This window comes from Arthrobacter sp. CAN_C5, assembly GCF_017875735.1.
In the GTDB taxonomy this organism is placed as follows: Bacteria; Actinomycetota; Actinomycetes; order Actinomycetales; family Micrococcaceae; genus Arthrobacter_D.
The window spans coordinates 2,434,686-2,450,370 of record NZ_JAGGMZ010000001.1 but is presented as its reverse complement, the minus strand read 5'-3'; the positions used below and the strand labels follow the sequence as shown (position 1 = coordinate 2,450,370).

General features: G+C 64.7%; 17 protein-coding genes. 10 read left to right on the top strand and 7 right to left on the bottom strand.

Annotated features, from left to right (window positions below; genetic code table 11):
* Positions 1-367: 367 nt before the first annotated feature.
* Positions 368-598 carry a hypothetical protein gene (locus tag H4V95_RS11570; protein ID WP_209730671.1) on the top strand — a complete coding sequence of 77 codons (231 nt, stop codon included), beginning with the start codon at positions 368-370 and terminating at the stop codon, positions 596-598.
* 323 nt (positions 599-921) lie between these two features.
* Here H4V95_RS11570 and H4V95_RS11565 read toward each other — a convergent pair whose 3' ends face one another.
* Positions 922-1,467, bottom strand: a complete 546-nt coding sequence (locus tag H4V95_RS11565) for a flavodoxin domain-containing protein (protein WP_209730669.1) — start codon at positions 1,465-1,467, stop codon at positions 922-924.
* Positions 1,468-1,689: 222 nt separating this feature from the next.
* On the opposite strand from H4V95_RS11565, the gene H4V95_RS11560 reads away from it, so the two are divergent.
* A complete protein-coding gene (locus H4V95_RS11560) occupies positions 1,690-2,100 on the top strand; it encodes a hypothetical protein (protein WP_209730667.1) in 411 nt (136 codons plus the stop codon).
* Here the strand turns inward: H4V95_RS11560 and H4V95_RS11555 are convergent.
* The 3 genes from H4V95_RS11555 to H4V95_RS11545 all read right to left on the bottom strand — a co-directional run bounded on the left by H4V95_RS11555 (position 2,064) and on the right by H4V95_RS11545 (position 4,219).
* On the bottom strand, positions 2,064-2,531 hold the full coding sequence (locus tag H4V95_RS11555) for a pyridoxamine 5'-phosphate oxidase family protein (protein WP_209730665.1): 468 nt from the start codon (positions 2,529-2,531) through the stop codon (positions 2,064-2,066). The genes H4V95_RS11560 and H4V95_RS11555 overlap by 37 nt on opposite strands.
* A gap of 3 nt (positions 2,532-2,534) precedes the next feature.
* Positions 2,535-3,401, bottom strand: coding sequence for a universal stress protein (locus H4V95_RS11550; RefSeq protein ID WP_209730663.1), 867 nt, complete (start codon positions 3,399-3,401; stop codon positions 2,535-2,537).
* Positions 3,402-3,517: 116 nt separating this feature from the next.
* The gene (locus H4V95_RS11545) at positions 3,518-4,219 is read right to left on the bottom strand and encodes a FadR/GntR family transcriptional regulator (protein WP_209730661.1); all 702 of its coding nucleotides are present in this window, start codon (positions 4,217-4,219) and stop codon (positions 3,518-3,520) included.
* Positions 4,220-4,375: 156 nt separating this feature from the next.
* Between H4V95_RS11545 and H4V95_RS11540 the strand changes: the two genes are divergently transcribed.
* From H4V95_RS11540 to H4V95_RS11530, 3 genes are read left to right on the top strand one after another with little or no spacing between them, the layout of a single operon-like run.
* The gene (locus H4V95_RS11540) at positions 4,376-5,755 is read left to right on the top strand and encodes an SLC13 family permease (protein WP_209730659.1); all 1,380 of its coding nucleotides are present in this window, start codon (positions 4,376-4,378) and stop codon (positions 5,753-5,755) included.
* Between the two features lie 59 nt (positions 5,756-5,814).
* Entirely contained in the window at positions 5,815-7,029 is a 1,215-nt protein-coding gene (locus H4V95_RS11535; RefSeq protein WP_209730657.1) for a CaiB/BaiF CoA-transferase family protein, read from the top strand.
* A 1-nt stretch (position 7,030) separates the two neighbouring features.
* Positions 7,031-8,557, top strand: coding sequence for a carboxyl transferase domain-containing protein (locus H4V95_RS11530; RefSeq protein WP_209730655.1), 1,527 nt, complete (start codon positions 7,031-7,033; stop codon positions 8,555-8,557).
* Positions 8,558-8,643: 86 nt separating this feature from the next.
* Here the strand turns inward: H4V95_RS11530 and H4V95_RS11525 are convergent, their stop codons facing one another.
* On the bottom strand, positions 8,644-9,255 hold the full coding sequence (locus H4V95_RS11525; RefSeq protein ID WP_209730653.1) for a rhodanese-like domain-containing protein: 612 nt from the start codon (positions 9,253-9,255) through the stop codon (positions 8,644-8,646).
* A 122-nt stretch (positions 9,256-9,377) separates the two neighbouring features.
* Between H4V95_RS11525 and H4V95_RS11520 the strand changes: the two genes are divergently transcribed.
* The 3 genes from H4V95_RS11520 to H4V95_RS11510 all read left to right on the top strand — a co-directional run bounded on the left by H4V95_RS11520 (position 9,378) and on the right by H4V95_RS11510 (position 11,227).
* Positions 9,378-9,635: a metal-sensitive transcriptional regulator gene (locus H4V95_RS11520; protein ID WP_196867462.1), complete on the top strand. Its 258-nt coding sequence runs from the start codon at positions 9,378-9,380 to the stop codon at positions 9,633-9,635.
* Between the two features lie 127 nt (positions 9,636-9,762).
* The gene (gene sigK, locus H4V95_RS11515; RefSeq protein ID WP_196867461.1) at positions 9,763-10,386 is read left to right on the top strand and encodes an ECF RNA polymerase sigma factor SigK; all 624 of its coding nucleotides are present in this window, start codon (positions 9,763-9,765) and stop codon (positions 10,384-10,386) included.
* A 19-nt stretch (positions 10,387-10,405) separates the two neighbouring features.
* Positions 10,406-11,227, top strand: a complete 822-nt coding sequence (locus H4V95_RS11510) for a GAF domain-containing protein (RefSeq protein ID WP_209730651.1) — start codon at positions 10,406-10,408, stop codon at positions 11,225-11,227.
* A gap of 28 nt (positions 11,228-11,255) precedes the next feature.
* Here the strand turns inward: H4V95_RS11510 and H4V95_RS11505 are convergent, their stop codons facing one another.
* Positions 11,256-12,278, bottom strand: coding sequence for a CNNM domain-containing protein (locus H4V95_RS11505; protein WP_209730649.1), 1,023 nt, complete (start codon positions 12,276-12,278; stop codon positions 11,256-11,258).
* Entirely contained in the window at positions 12,275-13,705 is a 1,431-nt protein-coding gene (locus H4V95_RS11500) for a hemolysin family protein (RefSeq protein ID WP_209730647.1), read from the bottom strand. The genes H4V95_RS11505 and H4V95_RS11500 overlap by 4 nt, the downstream gene beginning before the upstream one ends.
* Positions 13,706-13,952: 247 nt before the next feature.
* On the opposite strand from H4V95_RS11500, the gene H4V95_RS11495 reads away from it, so the two are divergent.
* Entirely contained in the window at positions 13,953-14,450 is a 498-nt protein-coding gene (locus tag H4V95_RS11495) for a DNA alkylation repair protein (RefSeq protein ID WP_209730645.1), read from the top strand.
* A gap of 398 nt (positions 14,451-14,848) precedes the next feature.
* Complete coding sequence (locus tag H4V95_RS11490) at positions 14,849-15,625, top strand: thioesterase family protein (RefSeq protein ID WP_209730644.1); 777 nt, start codon at positions 14,849-14,851, stop codon at positions 15,623-15,625.
* The last annotated feature ends 60 nt before the right edge of the window (positions 15,626-15,685 follow it).

Sequence of the window (15,685 nt, the reverse complement as noted above, 5' to 3'; positions counted from 1 at the left end):
GCTGCGCTGCCTTCCATACCTCTATTGTCCCAAACCCCACCGACATTCCTACGGAATTCCGGGCTATGTGGACAAACCTCTCGAACAAATATTCGAACGATGAGAGTCTGCCTATCTGCCCATTTGGAGCCAGGATGAAGCCAGGACTAGCAAGCGGATCTAGGACGCCAATCAGGGTGAGCTGTATCCTCAACCTGTGAACACCGAGCCGCACAAGAACGGCACCAATCGCCAGCTCATGGGCCGTTTGGGTTGCCGACCATATTGACCACATGGTCAGGGGAAGTTCGCCAAAGGTTCCCGAGGAGCTACATCAGAGGAGCTACGTCATCTGATGCACTGGCCTACGGCACCGAGAGGAATCGCGGTGAAGGTTGCCCACCGGACCTCGATCCTTCCGCCGGTTCTTGGCGGGGAGGGCCACGCCGTGATGCCATCGACCTGGGCGGTGCTGGACAACCGCTCAGGGCTGGGCACCGTCATGATTGAACCGGTGTTCCGACCCGAGGTCGCACTCCTCAGCAGGGAAACAAAACCTACGCTGGCGGCTGGCTCCTTTCTCGCCGCCGCTGCCAACCAGCATGCCGCCCATGGATAAACACCGTCTCGCGTTGAAGGCTGTCAAGGCGTTTCATACCTTCGCATGGTTCTCCATTGAAGCCTGCGTGGTGTACGTGCTTTACGCAGGCCTCGCGGGCAAGACAGACCGGCGTGCAGGAATTGCCGCGGTGGTGGTCGGTGGCGAAATCCTCGTCTTCGTTGGCAATGGTTTCCGGTGCCCGCTGACTCCGCTGGCGCAACGGTTGGGCGACCCCACCGGATCAGTGACTGACATCTACCTACCGAGATGGTTTGCACATAATCTGCCAGCACTTCACGTGCCCCTGATTGCGCTGGCTGTCTGGGCCCACCTGCGAAACGTCAGGTCGCCCCAGCGGAACCCTTCAGCGCTGCTGCGATGTCGTCTGCCCAAACGTCGATAGCATCCCAGTCACGGAAATCTCCGCCGGGTAGCGCCCCGGTCGAGGCCGGAGCCAGCCTCATCAGGCGCTCACCAATGCCGACAACGGGGGAGTTAGGGTCCCAGGCGCCGAAGAAAACCCGCGCATCCTTGGGGTTCAGGGTTGCTTGTAACTCCCCGAAATCCTTCGGTCGACTGCTGTGCAGGACGCTCCTGCCATCCTTATCGACGAGACTGCGGCCGAGCGGCCCGCTGCTGAACAACCAGACCTGCCGGGATTGGAGCGCTTCGCGGTGTCGTTTTGCAAAGGCTGCCGCCGGTCTGAGCCACCGTCCCATGTACGCAGCGCTGCCCAGTACGACGGCGTTGTAAACGCTGACATCGCGAACCTCTTCAACCGGCAGGGCTTCTGCCGGGATGCCGTCGTTCACCAGACGGTCAGCAATCCGCTGGGCAATCCCAGCAGTTGACCCGTGCCTGGTCGCATACGCAATAAGGACCCTCATCGATCTTCCCCCTTCGTCTCACTTTCCCTCCTTAAGGGTGGTTCTGCCACAGGGAAGGCAAAAGGGTCAAAGGTCCCTGCCGTGGCGTGGCAGGAAGGGCAAGGATGGTTGGGTACCTAGCTCGTTTTTTTCAATACCGGAGTCGGAATTATGGATGCCAGGCAATTCGACAGCGCAACGACCACCCGCTCGGTCCGGACCCGAAGCCGCCGTCGTGGGTTAATGAGAAAAGTCGTGGGCGGATTCTTCCTGTTTACCGGGGGAATACACCTCGGCATCGTTGCGGCTGATCCGCAGTTCTACGCGGCGTTCGCCAACGAAGCCGTCTTCCCTCTCGTCACGGAGGCGTGGCACCAGGTGTTCATGGCTCAACCAGCCGGCTGGGGGCTCGCTCTCGCCGTTGGCGAAGCAACCCTGGGGGTGTTGTTGTTGAGGGGCGGGACTGCCGCCAAGGTGGGGTGGCTGGGAGTCATCACCTTCCATCTCGGATTGATGCTCTTTGGCTGGGGATTCTGGTTGTGGAGCGTTCCTTTCCTGGCGATTGTGCTCCCCGCAGCATTGAAGGACTTGCGATCCCGTCGTCCCACCGGCGGGTCCTACTCCAGTCCGGCCCGGGTAGCGTCGTCCAGCTGACCACCCCAGGAGAATGGCGCGGCGATGGTGAACCGTCGTCCGCTGAGGCTTTCCGGGGTGATGCCGATGAAATGGTCCTTTGTTCCGGCATCCCACGGGACGAGAAGCCTACCCACCGAATCGAGAATCTCAGGCGTGCGATCCAGCCGGTTCGCGTGGCCTTTGACCGCAACACTCCACGCGATGCTGCGGTTGTTCTCGGTGCCATCCGTTTCAAAGGCAACCACCTTGCCCAGGGCTGAGGCCAGCTTGGTGCCATGACCGGTCCGGAACACCAGCAGACCTCGATCGATCCTGTAGTTGATTGGGAATATTTCGGGGTGGTCGATGACCCAGACGGCAAGCCGACCGTAGGAGCCAGCCCGTAACAAATGCCAGCAATCATCAGCGGACAGGGAGGATTTCTGGGGAACGGCGTCGTTGGCAGCCATGATCTAGTCCAGGTGCTTGATGTGGTGAAGTGGCGTCACCACGGTGGGGCAGGGGAGATGGTGCAGGACACCATGGGCGGTCGATCCAAGCAGTAGCCGTTTGAAGCCGCCCCGCCCGCGGCTCCCGACCACCAGAAGGGTCGCGTTGGCTGCCGCGTGCAGCAGTGCGGCCGCTGGTTCCCTTTCGGTTTCCAGCACCTTGCGCACCGTGAGGTCAGGGAAGTCCTGCCCGACGCCGGAGACCGTCTCGGACAACACCACCCGTTCCTCTTCCTCGAGGGCCTGGTTGAGCGTTCGGGGCAGGAGGCCCTCATCCAGCAGGTGATTGGGCGTATGCACGGCGTACACCACTACCAGTTCCTGGCCATCCCGGTCTGCCTCAGCAGCGGCGAAGGCGACCGCCTGGATCGATTCTTCCGACCCATCAACACCAACCACTACTCCCCGGCGGCCATCACCCTCGTGGGCACCAATCACTGCTACCGGGCAGTCAGCCGTGGCGGCGATCTGCAGGGCACGGTCGGTGAGGGAGCCACCCAGATGGATGCTGCCCGAGCCGACCACCAACATTGATACCTCTGCCGAATACTGTCCCAGCTTCCCGGCCACTCCGCCTTCGAGGAGCTTGGTGGTGACCTCCAGCTGATGATCCGCGCGGACGCGCCGGGCAGTATTTTCCAGCAGTTGCTCGCCGTCTTTGAGGAGGCTGTTGGCCCAGGGGATGGGTTCTGTCACCCAGCGGTCGTCGACGACGTGAATGATGACCAGCGGCAGCTTGAGGCGTTCCGCCCTGCGGGCAGCCCATCTCACCGCCGCCTGGCTTTGGGCATTGTCAGTGGTGGCGACGGCAATCGGTTTGGACGCATTCACAGCGGGCCTCCGGATCAGCTAGGTGGGCTTTCAGCCTCCCGCACAACCACCCAGGAACCCTAGGGCCAAAAGTCACGAGTACGGGCAACTCCGCTCCCGCACCCGGTGACACACCGCTACTTCAGGAGCGCGACATCCGACACCAGATCGATGTGCGACTGCATCGCAGCTGCCGCCGCAGACGCGTCCTGCGAACGGATCGCCTCGGCAATGACCCGATGAGACTTCAACGACTGTTCAGGCCGGCCCGGCTGGCCTAACGACTCAATCCGCGTTTCCAGCACCATCTCGGCAATGAACGCCATCAGCTGCCCCAGCACGGGGGAGTGGGCTGCCGCGGTCACCGCCTGATGGAACAGCTCATCCCCGTGCGTCCCCCGATCTCCGCCGTCGATCTCCCCTGACATGGCGTCCAATGCAGCGTCGATCGCCACCAGATCCTCAGGGGTGCGCCGCTCAGCTGCCAGCGCGGCTAGCTTGACCTCTAGCGTGCTGCGGGCCTCCGCAATCTCGGGCAGCCGGGACTGGTGCTCACGCAGTTTCCTGATCACCGTCGCCAGGGAAGGCCGGTAGACCAGCACGGCACCCGTCCCATGTTGCACATCAATGATGCCCAGCACCTCCAGGGCCACCAGCGCCTGCGCCAGTGTGGCCCTCGACACTCCCAGCTGGTCGGCGAGGATGCGCTCGGCTGGTAGTAGGTCGCCAGGTCCCAGCTGGGCTTCCTCGATGTAGACGAGAATCTGCTCCACCAGCTGTTCATACAGTCGTGGCCGTGGTGCGCGAACCAGATGCCGTGGATCGGGCGGTGAGTTCATCAGCGGTCCTCGTCGTCGGCGGGAATGGTCTTTCCAGTCTACGAGCAGGTCGGCGGGGACCAGGTCACAATTGACAAATGGATTAGTGTCTAACAGTCTAGTCCAGTGCGCAGGTAACGTGCGTCACATCACACTTTCACCGGCGAAAGAAGCCCTATGTCCGTCCCGCTCCTCTCCATCATCATCCTGGCAGCGATGTTCCTCATTGCCACGCTGCTGCCCGTCAACATGGGCGCCCTGGCCTTCGTGGGCGCCTTCCTGCTGGGTGCAGTCTTCCTCGGCATGGAAACCGATGACATCATCGCCAACTTCCCCGGTGGTCTCTTCCTGACCCTGGTCGGGGTCACGTATCTCTTCGCGATCGCCCAAAATAACGGCACGATCGACCTCTTGGTCAACGGAGCGGTCAAACTCGTCCGCAGCAGGGTGGCCCTGATCCCGTGGATCATGTTCATCATCACCGGTGTGATCACCGCAGTCGGCGCGCTTGGCCCCGCCGCCGTGGCCATCATGGCTCCCGTTGCCCTGGGCTTCGCAGCCAAGCACAAGATCAGCCCCCTCCTGATGGGCATGATGGTGGTCCACGGTGCACAGGCGGGCGGCTTCTCGCCCATCGCCGTCTACGGCGTCATCGTCAACGGCATCGTCGCGGACACGGGCTTCGACTACAGCCCGTTGGCCCTCTTCCTCTCCAGCCTGATCTTCAACTTCCTCATCGCCGTCGTCTTGTTCCTGGTGCTGGGCGGACGGAAGCTCTTCTCCGCCCGCGTCGAGCAGTTCGTCGAAGGTGCAGCCGACGCCCGGATGCGCGCCAGCGTGGGAGCCCGCGCCTCGGGCGCCGACGTCGACTTCCGCGGTACCGGGTCCGGCACCGACTCGCTGCAGGGCAAAGCCACATCAGGGAACGACGGCGGCGCTGTCGCCACCGATTCCCAGCAGACCCTGGCACAGTACGCCACCATCGCCGGGCTGATCATCCTGGCCGTCGTCGCCCTCGGCTTCAAGGTCGACGTCGGCTTCGTCGCCATTACTGTCGCCGTCGCCCTCGCACTGATCTCGCCACGGTCCCAGAAGGGCGCGGTTGAGAAGATCAGCTGGTCCACGGTCCTGCTGATCTGCGGCATGCTCACTTTCGTCGGCGTCCTGCAGGAAGCCGGAACCATCGAGTACGTTTCCGACGGCGTGGCCAGCCTCGGCATGCCGCTGCTGGCAGCCCTGCTGATCTGCTACATCGGGGCAGTGGTCTCCGCCTTCGCCTCCTCGACAGCGATCCTGGCAGCGCTCATCCCGCTGGCCATCCCGTTCCTGGAATCCGGCGAAATTGGCGCGATCGGGGTCATTGCAGCCCTCTCGATCGCCTCCACGGTGGTCGATGTGTCGCCGTTCTCCACCAACGGCGCCCTGGTGCTCGCCAATGCACCCGAGGGCACCGACCGGGACCGCTTCTACAAGCAGATCCTTGCCTACGGCGGCATCATCGTCGTCGTCGGCCCGCTGGTCGCCTGGCTGGTCCTGGTGGTTCCGGGCTGGCTCTAAGCCTCGGCTTCAGACCCTGAACGTCGGAACCGGCCACCCCACTGAGAGGAAAGAACATCATGAGCACAGCTACCCCCACCCCCGCAGAGCGATCCGGCCCACTTGCCGGCACCCTCGTGGTGGACCTCAGCCGCGCCCTGGCCGGCCCGCACGCCGGAATGATGCTGGCCGACCTGGGTGCCCGCGTGATCAAAGTGGAAAACCCCGGTTCCGGCGACGACACCCGCGGTTGGGGCCCACCCTTCGTGGGCCCCGAAGACAACCCCCAGGCGACCTACTTCCTGTCCTGCAACCGCAATAAGGAATCGATCGCCCTGGATCTGAAGAGCGACGACGGCAAAAAGATCCTGACGGCGCTCCTTCAGCGGGCCGACGTCGTCGTCGAGAACTTCCGACCCGGAGTCCTGGACCGGCTGGGGTTCTCCACCGAAGCGATGCATCAGCTCAACCCCCGTCTGGTCATCCTCTCAATCACCGGCTTCGGCCATGACGGGCCCGAGTCCAGCCGGAGCGGCTACGACCAGATCCTGCAGGGCGAAGCAGGCCTGATGTCCCTGACCGGGCCCAGGCCGGACGACCCCCAGCGCGTCGGCGTCCCCATCGCCGACCTCCTCTCGGGCATGTACGGAGCCTACGGTGCGCTGGCGGCACTCCTGGAACGGGAAAAGACCGGCATGGGCCAGGTGGTGCGCACCTCGCTGCTCGCCGCACTGGTTGGTGTCCATGCCTTCCAGGGCACCCGGACCACCGTCGCCGGTGAGGTGCCGCAGGCACAGGGCAACCACCACCCCTCCATCGCCCCGTACGGCCTCTTCAGCTGCGCCGCCGGGAAGGTCCAGATCAGCGTCGGCAGCGAGAAGCTGTGGCAGAAATTCGCCACCACCTTCGGGCTCGACGCCGGCCGTGCCGAGTTCGCCACCAACGGCGACCGGGTCCGGAACCGGGACCTCTTGATCGGCGAGATCGAGAAAGCCTTCGCCGCCTATGAATCCGAACCGTTGCTGGCGAAACTCAACGAGGCAGGAATCCCGGCCGGCAAGGTCCGCTCACTCGATGAGGTCTACGAGTGGGAGCAGGTCAAATCGCAGGGACTACTGATCGACGTCGAGCACGAACTCCTCGGCAAGGTCAGCCTCCCCGGACCGCCGCTACGGTTCTTCGATGGCGCATCACAGGAGACCACCAACTCCAACCACACCGCCCCACCCCTGCTGGACCAGGACGGCGCCGACATCCGGCGCTGGCTCGACGACGCCCTGGCGGAGAACTCCTAGCGTGGCGGCGGCCCAGCCGGTGCGCCACCTGACCGCGGCGGAACTGATCGACGTCGTCCTCGATCAAGGGACCTTTGCCTCCTGGGATGAGCCGGTCCCCGGCCCGCACGCCGACGAAAAGTATGAGCGGGAACTGCAGGCCGCGCGGGAGAAAAGCGGCGTCGACGAGTCGGTGCTTACCGGCGAAGGGCTGATCCGCGGGCGCCGGGTCGCAGTGATCGTGTCCGAGTTCCGGTTCCTTGCCGGTTCCATCGGGTTGGCCGCCGCGAACCGGATCGTGGCGGCGATCGAGCGCGCCACCCGTGAGGAACTTCCGCTGCTGGCGGGACCGGCGTCGGGCGGTACCAGAATGCAGGAGGGCACCCTCGCGTTCCTTTCGATGGTGAAAATCTCGGCTGCGGTCCGCACCCACCGCCGGGCCAGGTTGCCCTACCTGGTCTATCTGCGGCACCCCACCACCGGCGGGGTGATGGCCTCCTGGGGGTCGCTGGGCCACGTTACCGTCGCCGAACCTGGCGCTCTGCTCGGGTTCCTCGGTCCACGGGTCTACGAGGCGCTGTACGGCACTCCTTTCCCGGAGAACGTGCAGGTCGCTGAGAACCTGCACGACAAGGGACTCATCGACGCGGTGGTCCCACCCGAGCTGCTTCCCGAAATCGTCGATCGGGCCCTGAATGTGCTCTCCCGACAGGCCACCGAGCCGGTGGCACCTCCGGAAACCCTCGACGTCGTACCTGCTGCCGTCGACGCCTGGACGTCCATTGAGATCTCCCGGAACCGTCGCCGCCCCGATTTGCGCCGGCTGCTCGCCTGGGCCGCGCAGGATGTGCTGCCCCTCAACGGCACCGGGCAGGGTGAGAAGGACCCGGGTCTGCAACTGGCGCTGGCCCGCTTCGGCGACCAGTCCTGCGTAGTGTTGGGCCACAACCGGTCCCGATCGGCCCCGGAGAGCGCCATGGGGCCAGCCTCGCTCCGGGAGGCGAGGCGCGGGATGAAGCTGGCCGAGGAACTCGGTCTGCCCCTGCTGACCGTGATTGACACGGCGGGCGCCGCGCTGTCGAAGGAAGCTGAGGAGGGCGGGCTTGCCGGCGAGATTGCACGGTCGCTCTATGACCTGATCGGGCTGGCGTCTCCAACGGTCTCGGTGCTGCTGGGCCAGGGGGCCGGGGGAGGGGCGCTGGCGCTACTCCCCGCCGACCGGACCATCGCCGCCCACCATGCCTGGCTCTCGCCGCTGCCGCCCGAAGGTGCGAGCGCCATCATGCACCGGAGCACCGAGTTTGCGCCTGCTCTATCCGAGGCCCAGGGAGTCAATGTGGCCTCACTGCACGCGAACGGGCTGGTGGACCACATCGTCGATGAGCGCGACGATGCCGCCGAGGAAGCCAAGGCGTTCTGCCTCCGGTTGGGGGCAGCCATCGAGTACGAGCTCGCAGCCCTCGCCGGCGCCCCGATCGACGACCTGCTGGTCCAGCGGACCGCCAAGTACCGCGACCTGGGGCCACGCCTGGCAACCACCGTCGACTGACCGAAGCTGCAGCCCAGTTCTGCGGCAGGGATACCGGCTGCCCCGGCCAGGCCGACGACTGGCCAGTTGAAGGCCGAGCGCACGAGTCATGAGGCCATTGCTGTACTGTCCCGGCGTGGCGGCAGTTGCGCGATGGCGGATTCGCGGGTGTGCTCATCCTGGGCACGGTTCCAGGGGAGGGCTGAGAGCACTGTGCCCATGGCGCACGTGTTGGTGGCTGCGGAGAAGGTCAGCCCTGCCCCGATCACTCCGGCGAGGCTGCGGATTTTCGGCGAAAGGAAGCGGCCGCCGGTGAGACCCAGCAGCACCAGCGAGCCGGCGGTCATGCGGACCTGGCGTTCCAGATCCCAGCGGGTCTTGCCGCTGACCACTGCACCCCCGCCATCAGCGAACCCGGCGGTGCCCCCGTTAAGGACGTAGGCGGCGTCGAGCCCTACGCCATTGAGGCGCTGCCGTGCCTGTTCGGCGCGGGCACCTGACTGGCACACCAGCACTACCCGGCTGTGGAGCCGGGAGGCGAACTCCCCGGCGTGCTCGGACAAGAGCGGGAGCGGGACGTTGCAGGCTCCGCGGATGTGCTGGGACGCGAACTCGGCCGCCGAGCGCACGTCGATCACGACAACGTCCTCGTGTTCCTGCTGCCAGCTGAGCAACTGCTGGGCGGTGACGGACTTGAGAATGGTGGGGCCGTGGGCCATGGAGTCTTTTCCTTCCGTCGAGCATGAAAAGTGAATACCCCACTGAGTATTCCAGACACCCAAAGGGCATACAAAACACCCCGTGGGGTATACTTGAACGACATGCCAACCTGGAGAAAACCATGCAACTCGACACATCAGAGCTGACCCCCGTCATCAACCGGCTCAAGCGCGCCCAGGGACAGCTCGCTGCCGTCACCCGCATGCTTGAGGACGGCAAGGACTGTAAGGATGTCATCACGCAACTGGCCGCCGTCTCGAAAGCCCTGGACCGTGCAGGGTTCGCCATCATCGCAACCGGGCTGGAGCAGTGCCTCACCAGCGAGGACGCGACCATGGACAAGAAGCAACTGGAGAAGCTTTTCCTCTCCCTCGCCTAACGATTTGGACACCGCCTCTTGCGACGAGGTCCACCGGGTGGCATAGTTCGGATTGTGCTGGGCGCCGCGGAGCTCTCTCGCGCTGATCGGTTGATCCTGCACAACCAACTCAAGGTCGAGCACGTCCATGGCATACCCGATCACCGCAAGCCTCCCCACCGCTTCGCCGCAGGAATCCGAAGCAACCCCTGCGTCGCTGACTGATTTACTCGTCAGAATCGCTACGGGAGATCAGGAGGCATTCGCTTCCCTCTATGCGCAAACCTGTAAGCGGGTCTACGGCCTGGTGCTACGGGTGATCAAGAATGCGGCCATTTCAGCGGAAGTGGTGCAGGAGGTGTACCTCATGCTGTGGACCACGGCAGGACAGTTCGACGCCGGCCGGGGGTCTGCCCAGAGCTGGATCTTCACCCTCGCCCACCGCCGTGCTGTCGACCGGGTCCGCAGCGAACAGAGCTCGAGCGGTCGCGACACGGCGTACAGCCAGCGGTCGGCCGCGGTGAAAGTGGACAGCATCGAGGAGGCCGTCCATCACACCCTGATGTGCGAGAGCGTCAGGAAGTGCCTCGCGTCGCTCACCGAGCGGCAGGCGGAAGCCATCAACCTGGCGTATTATGGCGGACTGACCTATGTTGAGGTCGCCGAGAAACTGCACATCAAACTGCCCACCGCCAAGTCGAGGATCCAGGCTGGACTCATTCGGCTGCGGGACGCTCTGGAAGCTGACGGATACGACTCCCATTCACGGTGAGCAGAAAGTGACGTTCACTATGAATCCCCACCTGCAGCAGTGGTTCACGCGCCTCGCTGCCGTGAACTCCGGGCTCGACCTCGACGCCGCATGGGAGGTCTACACCAGCATCGGGGGCTCCTGCGACGTCCTGGAGTTCAAGGCGTATGTGAGCGGCCTCCTCCAGCTCGGCGACTTCGAACGGGACATGGTCTCGCATGCCATCAACGAGATGCTCGACGACGGGCGCTCACCCGTGCGACGGGCCGCCTACACCACCGACAACATATCGCTGGCCTCAGGCATCCCTTCCGAGAGCACGTTCGAGAGCCCGACCGACCCGGCGCTGAAGCGGCTGACCATCTCGGCTGCAGCGCTGTTTCCCCTGAACGGCGCCGAAACCCGACGTCTGCGGTCTCTGCACCTCACCGGTCTGATGGGGTCTGCGCCGGAGGAACGGTTTGACCGGATCACGCGCGAGGCCCGGGCGGCGTTCGGAGTCAGCTCGGCGTCCATTGCACTCATCGGCCAGCATCGCCAGTTCATCAAATCGGTGACCGGACCCATCGGGGCGAATGTCCCGCGCCGGATTTCCTTCTGTAACCAGACGATCCGGAACCGGCAGTCCATGGTGGTGCCCAATGCTCTGGCTGACAAGTCGTTCAGCAACAACCCACTCGTCCAGCTCAAGCCACACATCAGGTTCTACGCGGGCTACGCCCTCCGTGGCCCGGGCGGCTGGCCCATCGGCACCCTCTGCGTGATCGACGATTCGCCCCGCGGGTTCTCCGCGGCTGACGAACTGACCTTAAAAAGACTGGCCGCCGAGGCCCAGAGCGAAATCGAATTGATTCCGTCCTAGGGCCCCATCGGCCATTCGCACTGAGGACCTACGCGGCGGGGGTCATCGACATTGGGAGTACCCGGCGCAGGACGTCGGACAGGGTGATCACGCCCACGAACTCACCGTTGTCCATCACCGCCGCCAGCTGCACGCTTGCGCTGCGGATCTGGGCGAGCGCTTCATACACGGGCACGTCGGCCTCCAGCAGGAATGCGGGCCCTGCCAGCTCGCGTACCCGTCGCTCCGCGGGCTCAAGGAGCGTGTCCCGCACATGGATGACGCCCGGCGCCTCACCGGCGGTGCCCTGCACCAAAATCCGGAGATGCTTGGAGCGCGCCGCTACTTCCTGCACGTCTGCCACCGAGGCCGTGTCGGGGACGACGGTCGGTTTCCCGTCGGGCGCGATCAGCGACCGAACCGTGAGCGTCTCCAGCTCCAGAACGCCCGACAGCTGTGTCTCAAAGGAGGGGTCGAGGGCTCCCGCCGCCGCGGAGTGCTCCACCAGGTGTCGGATGGAGCCGGCGTCGAGCCCGCCCACTGCAGCCCGGTTGACCGGCGTGACACCGCTGGCCGCCACGAGGCGGTTGGCGATGGCATTGACCCAGACCAGCAGGGGCCGCACCAGCCAGATGAATCCCCGGGATGGCAGCCCAATCAGTTTGGCCGAACGCTCCGGGTGGGCAATCGCCCAGGACTTGGGCGCCATCTCTCCCACCACCAGGTGGAGGAACGTGACGAACAGTAGGGACAGGGCGAAGGCCGTCCCGCCCGCGATGCCGGCAGGCACGCCCCACGATCCGAGGACCGGTCCCAGCCAGGCGTCGACAGCTGGCTTGGTGATTGCTCCCAGGGCGAAGGTGCAGGCCGTGATACCCAGCTGGGCACCGGCAAGCATGATTGTCAGTTCGTTGATGCCGCGCAATGCTGCGCGGGCGGACCGGTTGTTGGCGGCCTCGGCTTCCAGACGGTAACGACGCGCGCCCAGCAAGGCGAACTCGATCACCACGAAGAAGGCACTGAGGACGATGAGCAGCACGGTCACCAGGGTTACGGTCAATGGGTCCGTCATCGGGTCTCATCCTCACTGGTGTCGTCCTGGGCATCGGTGCGGCGTTCGGCACGGTCACCGGCGTCGGCGTTCTCGGGTGTTACCTCGATCAGTCGTACGAGCAGTTCGCTCGGTACATGGCGTGCGACGTCGAGGACTTCGACGTCGAGCACCCGCCGTACCGGCTCGTCCTCCACCAGATCGCGGGGATCATCGGGTAGCACCACCGTCACGGTTTCGCCGATGACCGGCAGCTGGCCGCGTGCGGCGATCAGCACACCGGAAATGGTCTCGTAGTCGCCCTCGGGCAGGTCGTGCCCGATGGCCCGCTCCACCTCGTCGACGTGAACGTCGCCGCTCATCCGCCACGTGTTGTCTTCCCTGGTTTCGATCGTGGGCGGCGCTTCGTCGTCGTGCTCGTCGGTCAGTTCGCCCACCAGCTCTTCGGCGAGGTCCTCCACGGTGATGACGCCGGTAAAGCCGCCGTATTCATCGATGACGCAGGCGAGTTCGTTGCGGGAGTTCATCAACTGCTCCAGCGCATCGGGGAGTGACATCAGCGTGGGCAGGACGAGCGGTGGGTGCATCACTGTGGTCACCAGTGCGTCGTCGCTCACGCTTGAGGGCAGGATGTCGGCAAGCTGCACAACGCCGAGGGGCTCCTCGGATTCCGATACCACCGGGTACCGGGTATGGGCATCGGCCATCAGGATACGCACCTGGCCCACTGTTGCCAGGGGTCCCACCGTGCCGACCTGGGAGCGTGGAATCATAGCGTGCTCGATGTCCCGGTCCGGGAAGTCGAGGATACGGTCGATCAGCATCGACAGTTCCTCCGGCAGGTCGCCACTCTGGCGGGAGTCGGAGACAATCCGGTCAAGGTCCTCCGCGGTGGCGGTGGTGTCGACGTCATGCACCGGTTCCACGCGCACGAGCTTGAGCAGCGCGTTGGCCGAGTGGTCGAAAATCGTGATCAGCCAGCCAAAGGTGGCGAGGTAGATGGTGGTCGACCGCGCCAGCCCGCGGGCCATTGGCTCGGGATTGGCGATGGCCAGGTTCTTCGGATACAGCTCGCCGAAGATCATCTGCACCACCGCGGCGATGACCAGCGCCAGCACGGTGCCGATCGAGATGCCGAGCGCCATGGGCACCCCGGCGCCGCCGAGGAGGAGGCCCAGCGATTCACCGACCAGCGGCTCAGCGACGTAACCAATGAGGAGGCCCGTGACGGTAATACCGAGTTGGGCGCCGGAAAGCATGAAGGACGTCCGTTTGGTGACCTTCAGGGCGCGTTGGGCAGCTACGTCGCCAGCTTCGGCGCTGGCAGCCAGCTTGTTCCGGTCGACTGACATGTAAGCGAATTCCTGGGCCACAAAATAGCCGTTGGCGGCAATAATGGCGAGGATAATGATGACGCCGAGCAGAAGCGTGAGCAGGGTGATCGTCATAATGCGGACCCCCCGCTGCTGACCGGTGAAAACTCACGGCAGCGATACAGCTCAAGACTTAGATTGAAAGAACAACAATGACTGGGGTCATCAGAGGACCCCGGTTTCGTACGCAGTTAGACCAGCACCTTTAGCAGTCTTGGGACATTTACCTACACCAGTATACCGAGGGTCCGGCCACCCTCAGTAGCCTTCCTACCCAGTTGCGGTATTCGACGCGGTGCCTGAGCCGGTTGAGAATGGATGGGTGAGTGATGCCGGGGAGTTCATCGATGCTGGGCTGCAGCGTGAGGCGTCGTGGGAGCGGGCAGCGGATCCGGGTCCCGACGGCCTGCGGCGGTACGGCTCGTCGGTGGGCGCGGTGCGCGGCACCGTCCGTGATGCGTTCCGCCGCTACCGGGGGTTGGAGCACGACGCCGTGCTCGCCCTCAGCTCCGAGCTCTGGGCGATTCCGGTTTTCGAACGCCGGCTCGCGGCAGTCGTCGTCCTGCAGACGAAGCTGCCGCTGCTGGTGGCCAGCGACCTGACACGTCTTGAGGGATTCCTCCGCGAGGCAGGAACGCGGGAACTGGTCGATCCGCTTGCGCACGATGTGGTTGGTCCGCTGATCGAGGGTCTAACGCGCAGGGATGCTGATCGGGCTGCCACCATCGTGACTCGGTGGGCGGCCGACGTCGACCCCTGGCTCGGCCGCGCGGCGCAGCTCTCTGCGCTTCGGCCGTCGTCGTCGCCAATGAAGCGGTGAACCGGATCCGTCAAGCGGTGGCCCGGACCAGACTGGCGCTGAAAATTTCGCTGCGGTCAGCAGCTAGGTGGGGCCTACCGAGTAGAGTCGAAGGCGAGCTGGCGGTGCGCCAGCGGTCACCAACCAAAGGAGTACACCATGGGCCTGAGCAACACGATCAAGAACGCCGTTGGACGACTTGGGGGCGGCAACCGCGGAACCACTGGGGGCCGCACAGGGTCAGCCACAGGCGCAGGAACCGGCCGCCCAGGTGGAGCAGGCGGCGGAATCAGTTCCAAGATCCGCAGCTTCCTCAACCGGCGCTAAGCTTCTGCGCGCCCGTCACTGGGCGCGCCGGGACCGGCCGCCGTCGCCGGTCATCTCACCATCCACCATCTGAGGATCTCGGGAGTTCACACATGCCAGGCTCTTACTACCGCTCACTGGGCGAGGGCAGCTTCGAATCAACCATCCACGCGCAGGGTGCCTGGAATCCCGAGGAGCAGCACATGGCTCCGGCGGCCGGCCTGCTGGCCCACTGCCTCGAACAGTGCAGCCCCCGGCCCGACCTGCGGATGGCACGGCTCAGCTTCGATATTCTCGGCATGATTCCGGGCGGGGCATTCGATGTCCTCGCGAAAGTGATCCGGCCCGGCAAGACCATCGAACTGCTCGAAGCCGAGATGATCTCCGGCGGACGCACGGTGATACGCGCGAAGGCCTGGCGTCTGGCGAAAGCGGACAGCTCGGCAGTGTCCGCCATTGAGGATGAGCCGATGCCGGGTCCCGAGCAGGCGGGGCCGTTCGCGGAGATGACCGCCTGGCCGGGAGGCTACATCGAATCATTGGAGTTCAGGGTGCTGAAGGGCCACCGCCCGGGCCGGGGACGCGTCTGGCTCCGGACACCCCACCAGATGGTTGACGGCATTGAGACAGCCGATGTGGTCCGGCTGATCGGCCTGATCGATACGGCCAACGGGGTGTCGGCCAGGGTGCCACCGGGGCCAGGGAGCTGGATGTTCCCCAACCTGGATCTGCAGGTCCACCTGTACCGGGAACCGGTGGGCGAGTGGCTCGGACTGGAAACCAGCGTGAGCTTCGGAACCGACGGGATCGGGTTGACGTCGGCGGTGCTGCACGACACCACCGGTCCCTTCGGGCGAGCCGAGCAGATCCTGACTATCCGGAAGCTGTAATCATTGGTCGGATCAGTGCAACTAGGGTGGAAGCAGAACACCCATCACCGATCCCAAGGA

What these genes read in the sequence shown, in the direction of transcription:
- H4V95_RS11520 (WP_196867462.1), top strand. Translation starts at nt 9,378, where the DNA reads ATGCAACTCGACACATCAGAGCTGACCCCCGTCATCAACCGGCTCAAG.
- H4V95_RS11525 (WP_209730653.1), bottom strand. Translation starts at nt 9,255, where the DNA reads ATGGCCCACGGCCCCACCATTCTCAAGTCCGTCACCGCCCAGCAGTTG.
- H4V95_RS11540 (WP_209730659.1), top strand. Translation starts at nt 4,376, where the DNA reads ATGTCCGTCCCGCTCCTCTCCATCATCATCCTGGCAGCGATGTTCCTC.
- H4V95_RS11565 (WP_209730669.1), bottom strand. Translation starts at nt 1,467, where the DNA reads ATGAGGGTCCTTATTGCGTATGCGACCAGGCACGGGTCAACTGCTGGG.
- H4V95_RS11510 (WP_209730651.1), top strand. Translation starts at nt 10,406, where the DNA reads ATGAATCCCCACCTGCAGCAGTGGTTCACGCGCCTCGCTGCCGTGAAC.
- H4V95_RS11555 (WP_209730665.1), bottom strand. Translation starts at nt 2,531, where the DNA reads ATGGCTGCCAACGACGCCGTTCCCCAGAAATCCTCCCTGTCCGCTGAT.
- H4V95_RS11490 (WP_209730644.1), top strand. Translation starts at nt 14,849, where the DNA reads ATGCCAGGCTCTTACTACCGCTCACTGGGCGAGGGCAGCTTCGAATCA.
- H4V95_RS11535 (WP_209730657.1), top strand. Translation starts at nt 5,815, where the DNA reads ATGAGCACAGCTACCCCCACCCCCGCAGAGCGATCCGGCCCACTTGCC.
- H4V95_RS11500 (WP_209730647.1), bottom strand. Translation starts at nt 13,705, where the DNA reads ATGACGATCACCCTGCTCACGCTTCTGCTCGGCGTCATCATTATCCTC.
- H4V95_RS11560 (WP_209730667.1), top strand. Translation starts at nt 1,690, where the DNA reads ATGAGAAAAGTCGTGGGCGGATTCTTCCTGTTTACCGGGGGAATACAC.
- H4V95_RS11545 (WP_209730661.1), bottom strand. Translation starts at nt 4,219, where the DNA reads ATGAACTCACCGCCCGATCCACGGCATCTGGTTCGCGCACCACGGCCA.
- sigK (WP_196867461.1), top strand. Translation starts at nt 9,763, where the DNA reads ATGGCATACCCGATCACCGCAAGCCTCCCCACCGCTTCGCCGCAGGAA.
- H4V95_RS11505 (WP_209730649.1), bottom strand. Translation starts at nt 12,278, where the DNA reads ATGACGGACCCATTGACCGTAACCCTGGTGACCGTGCTGCTCATCGTC.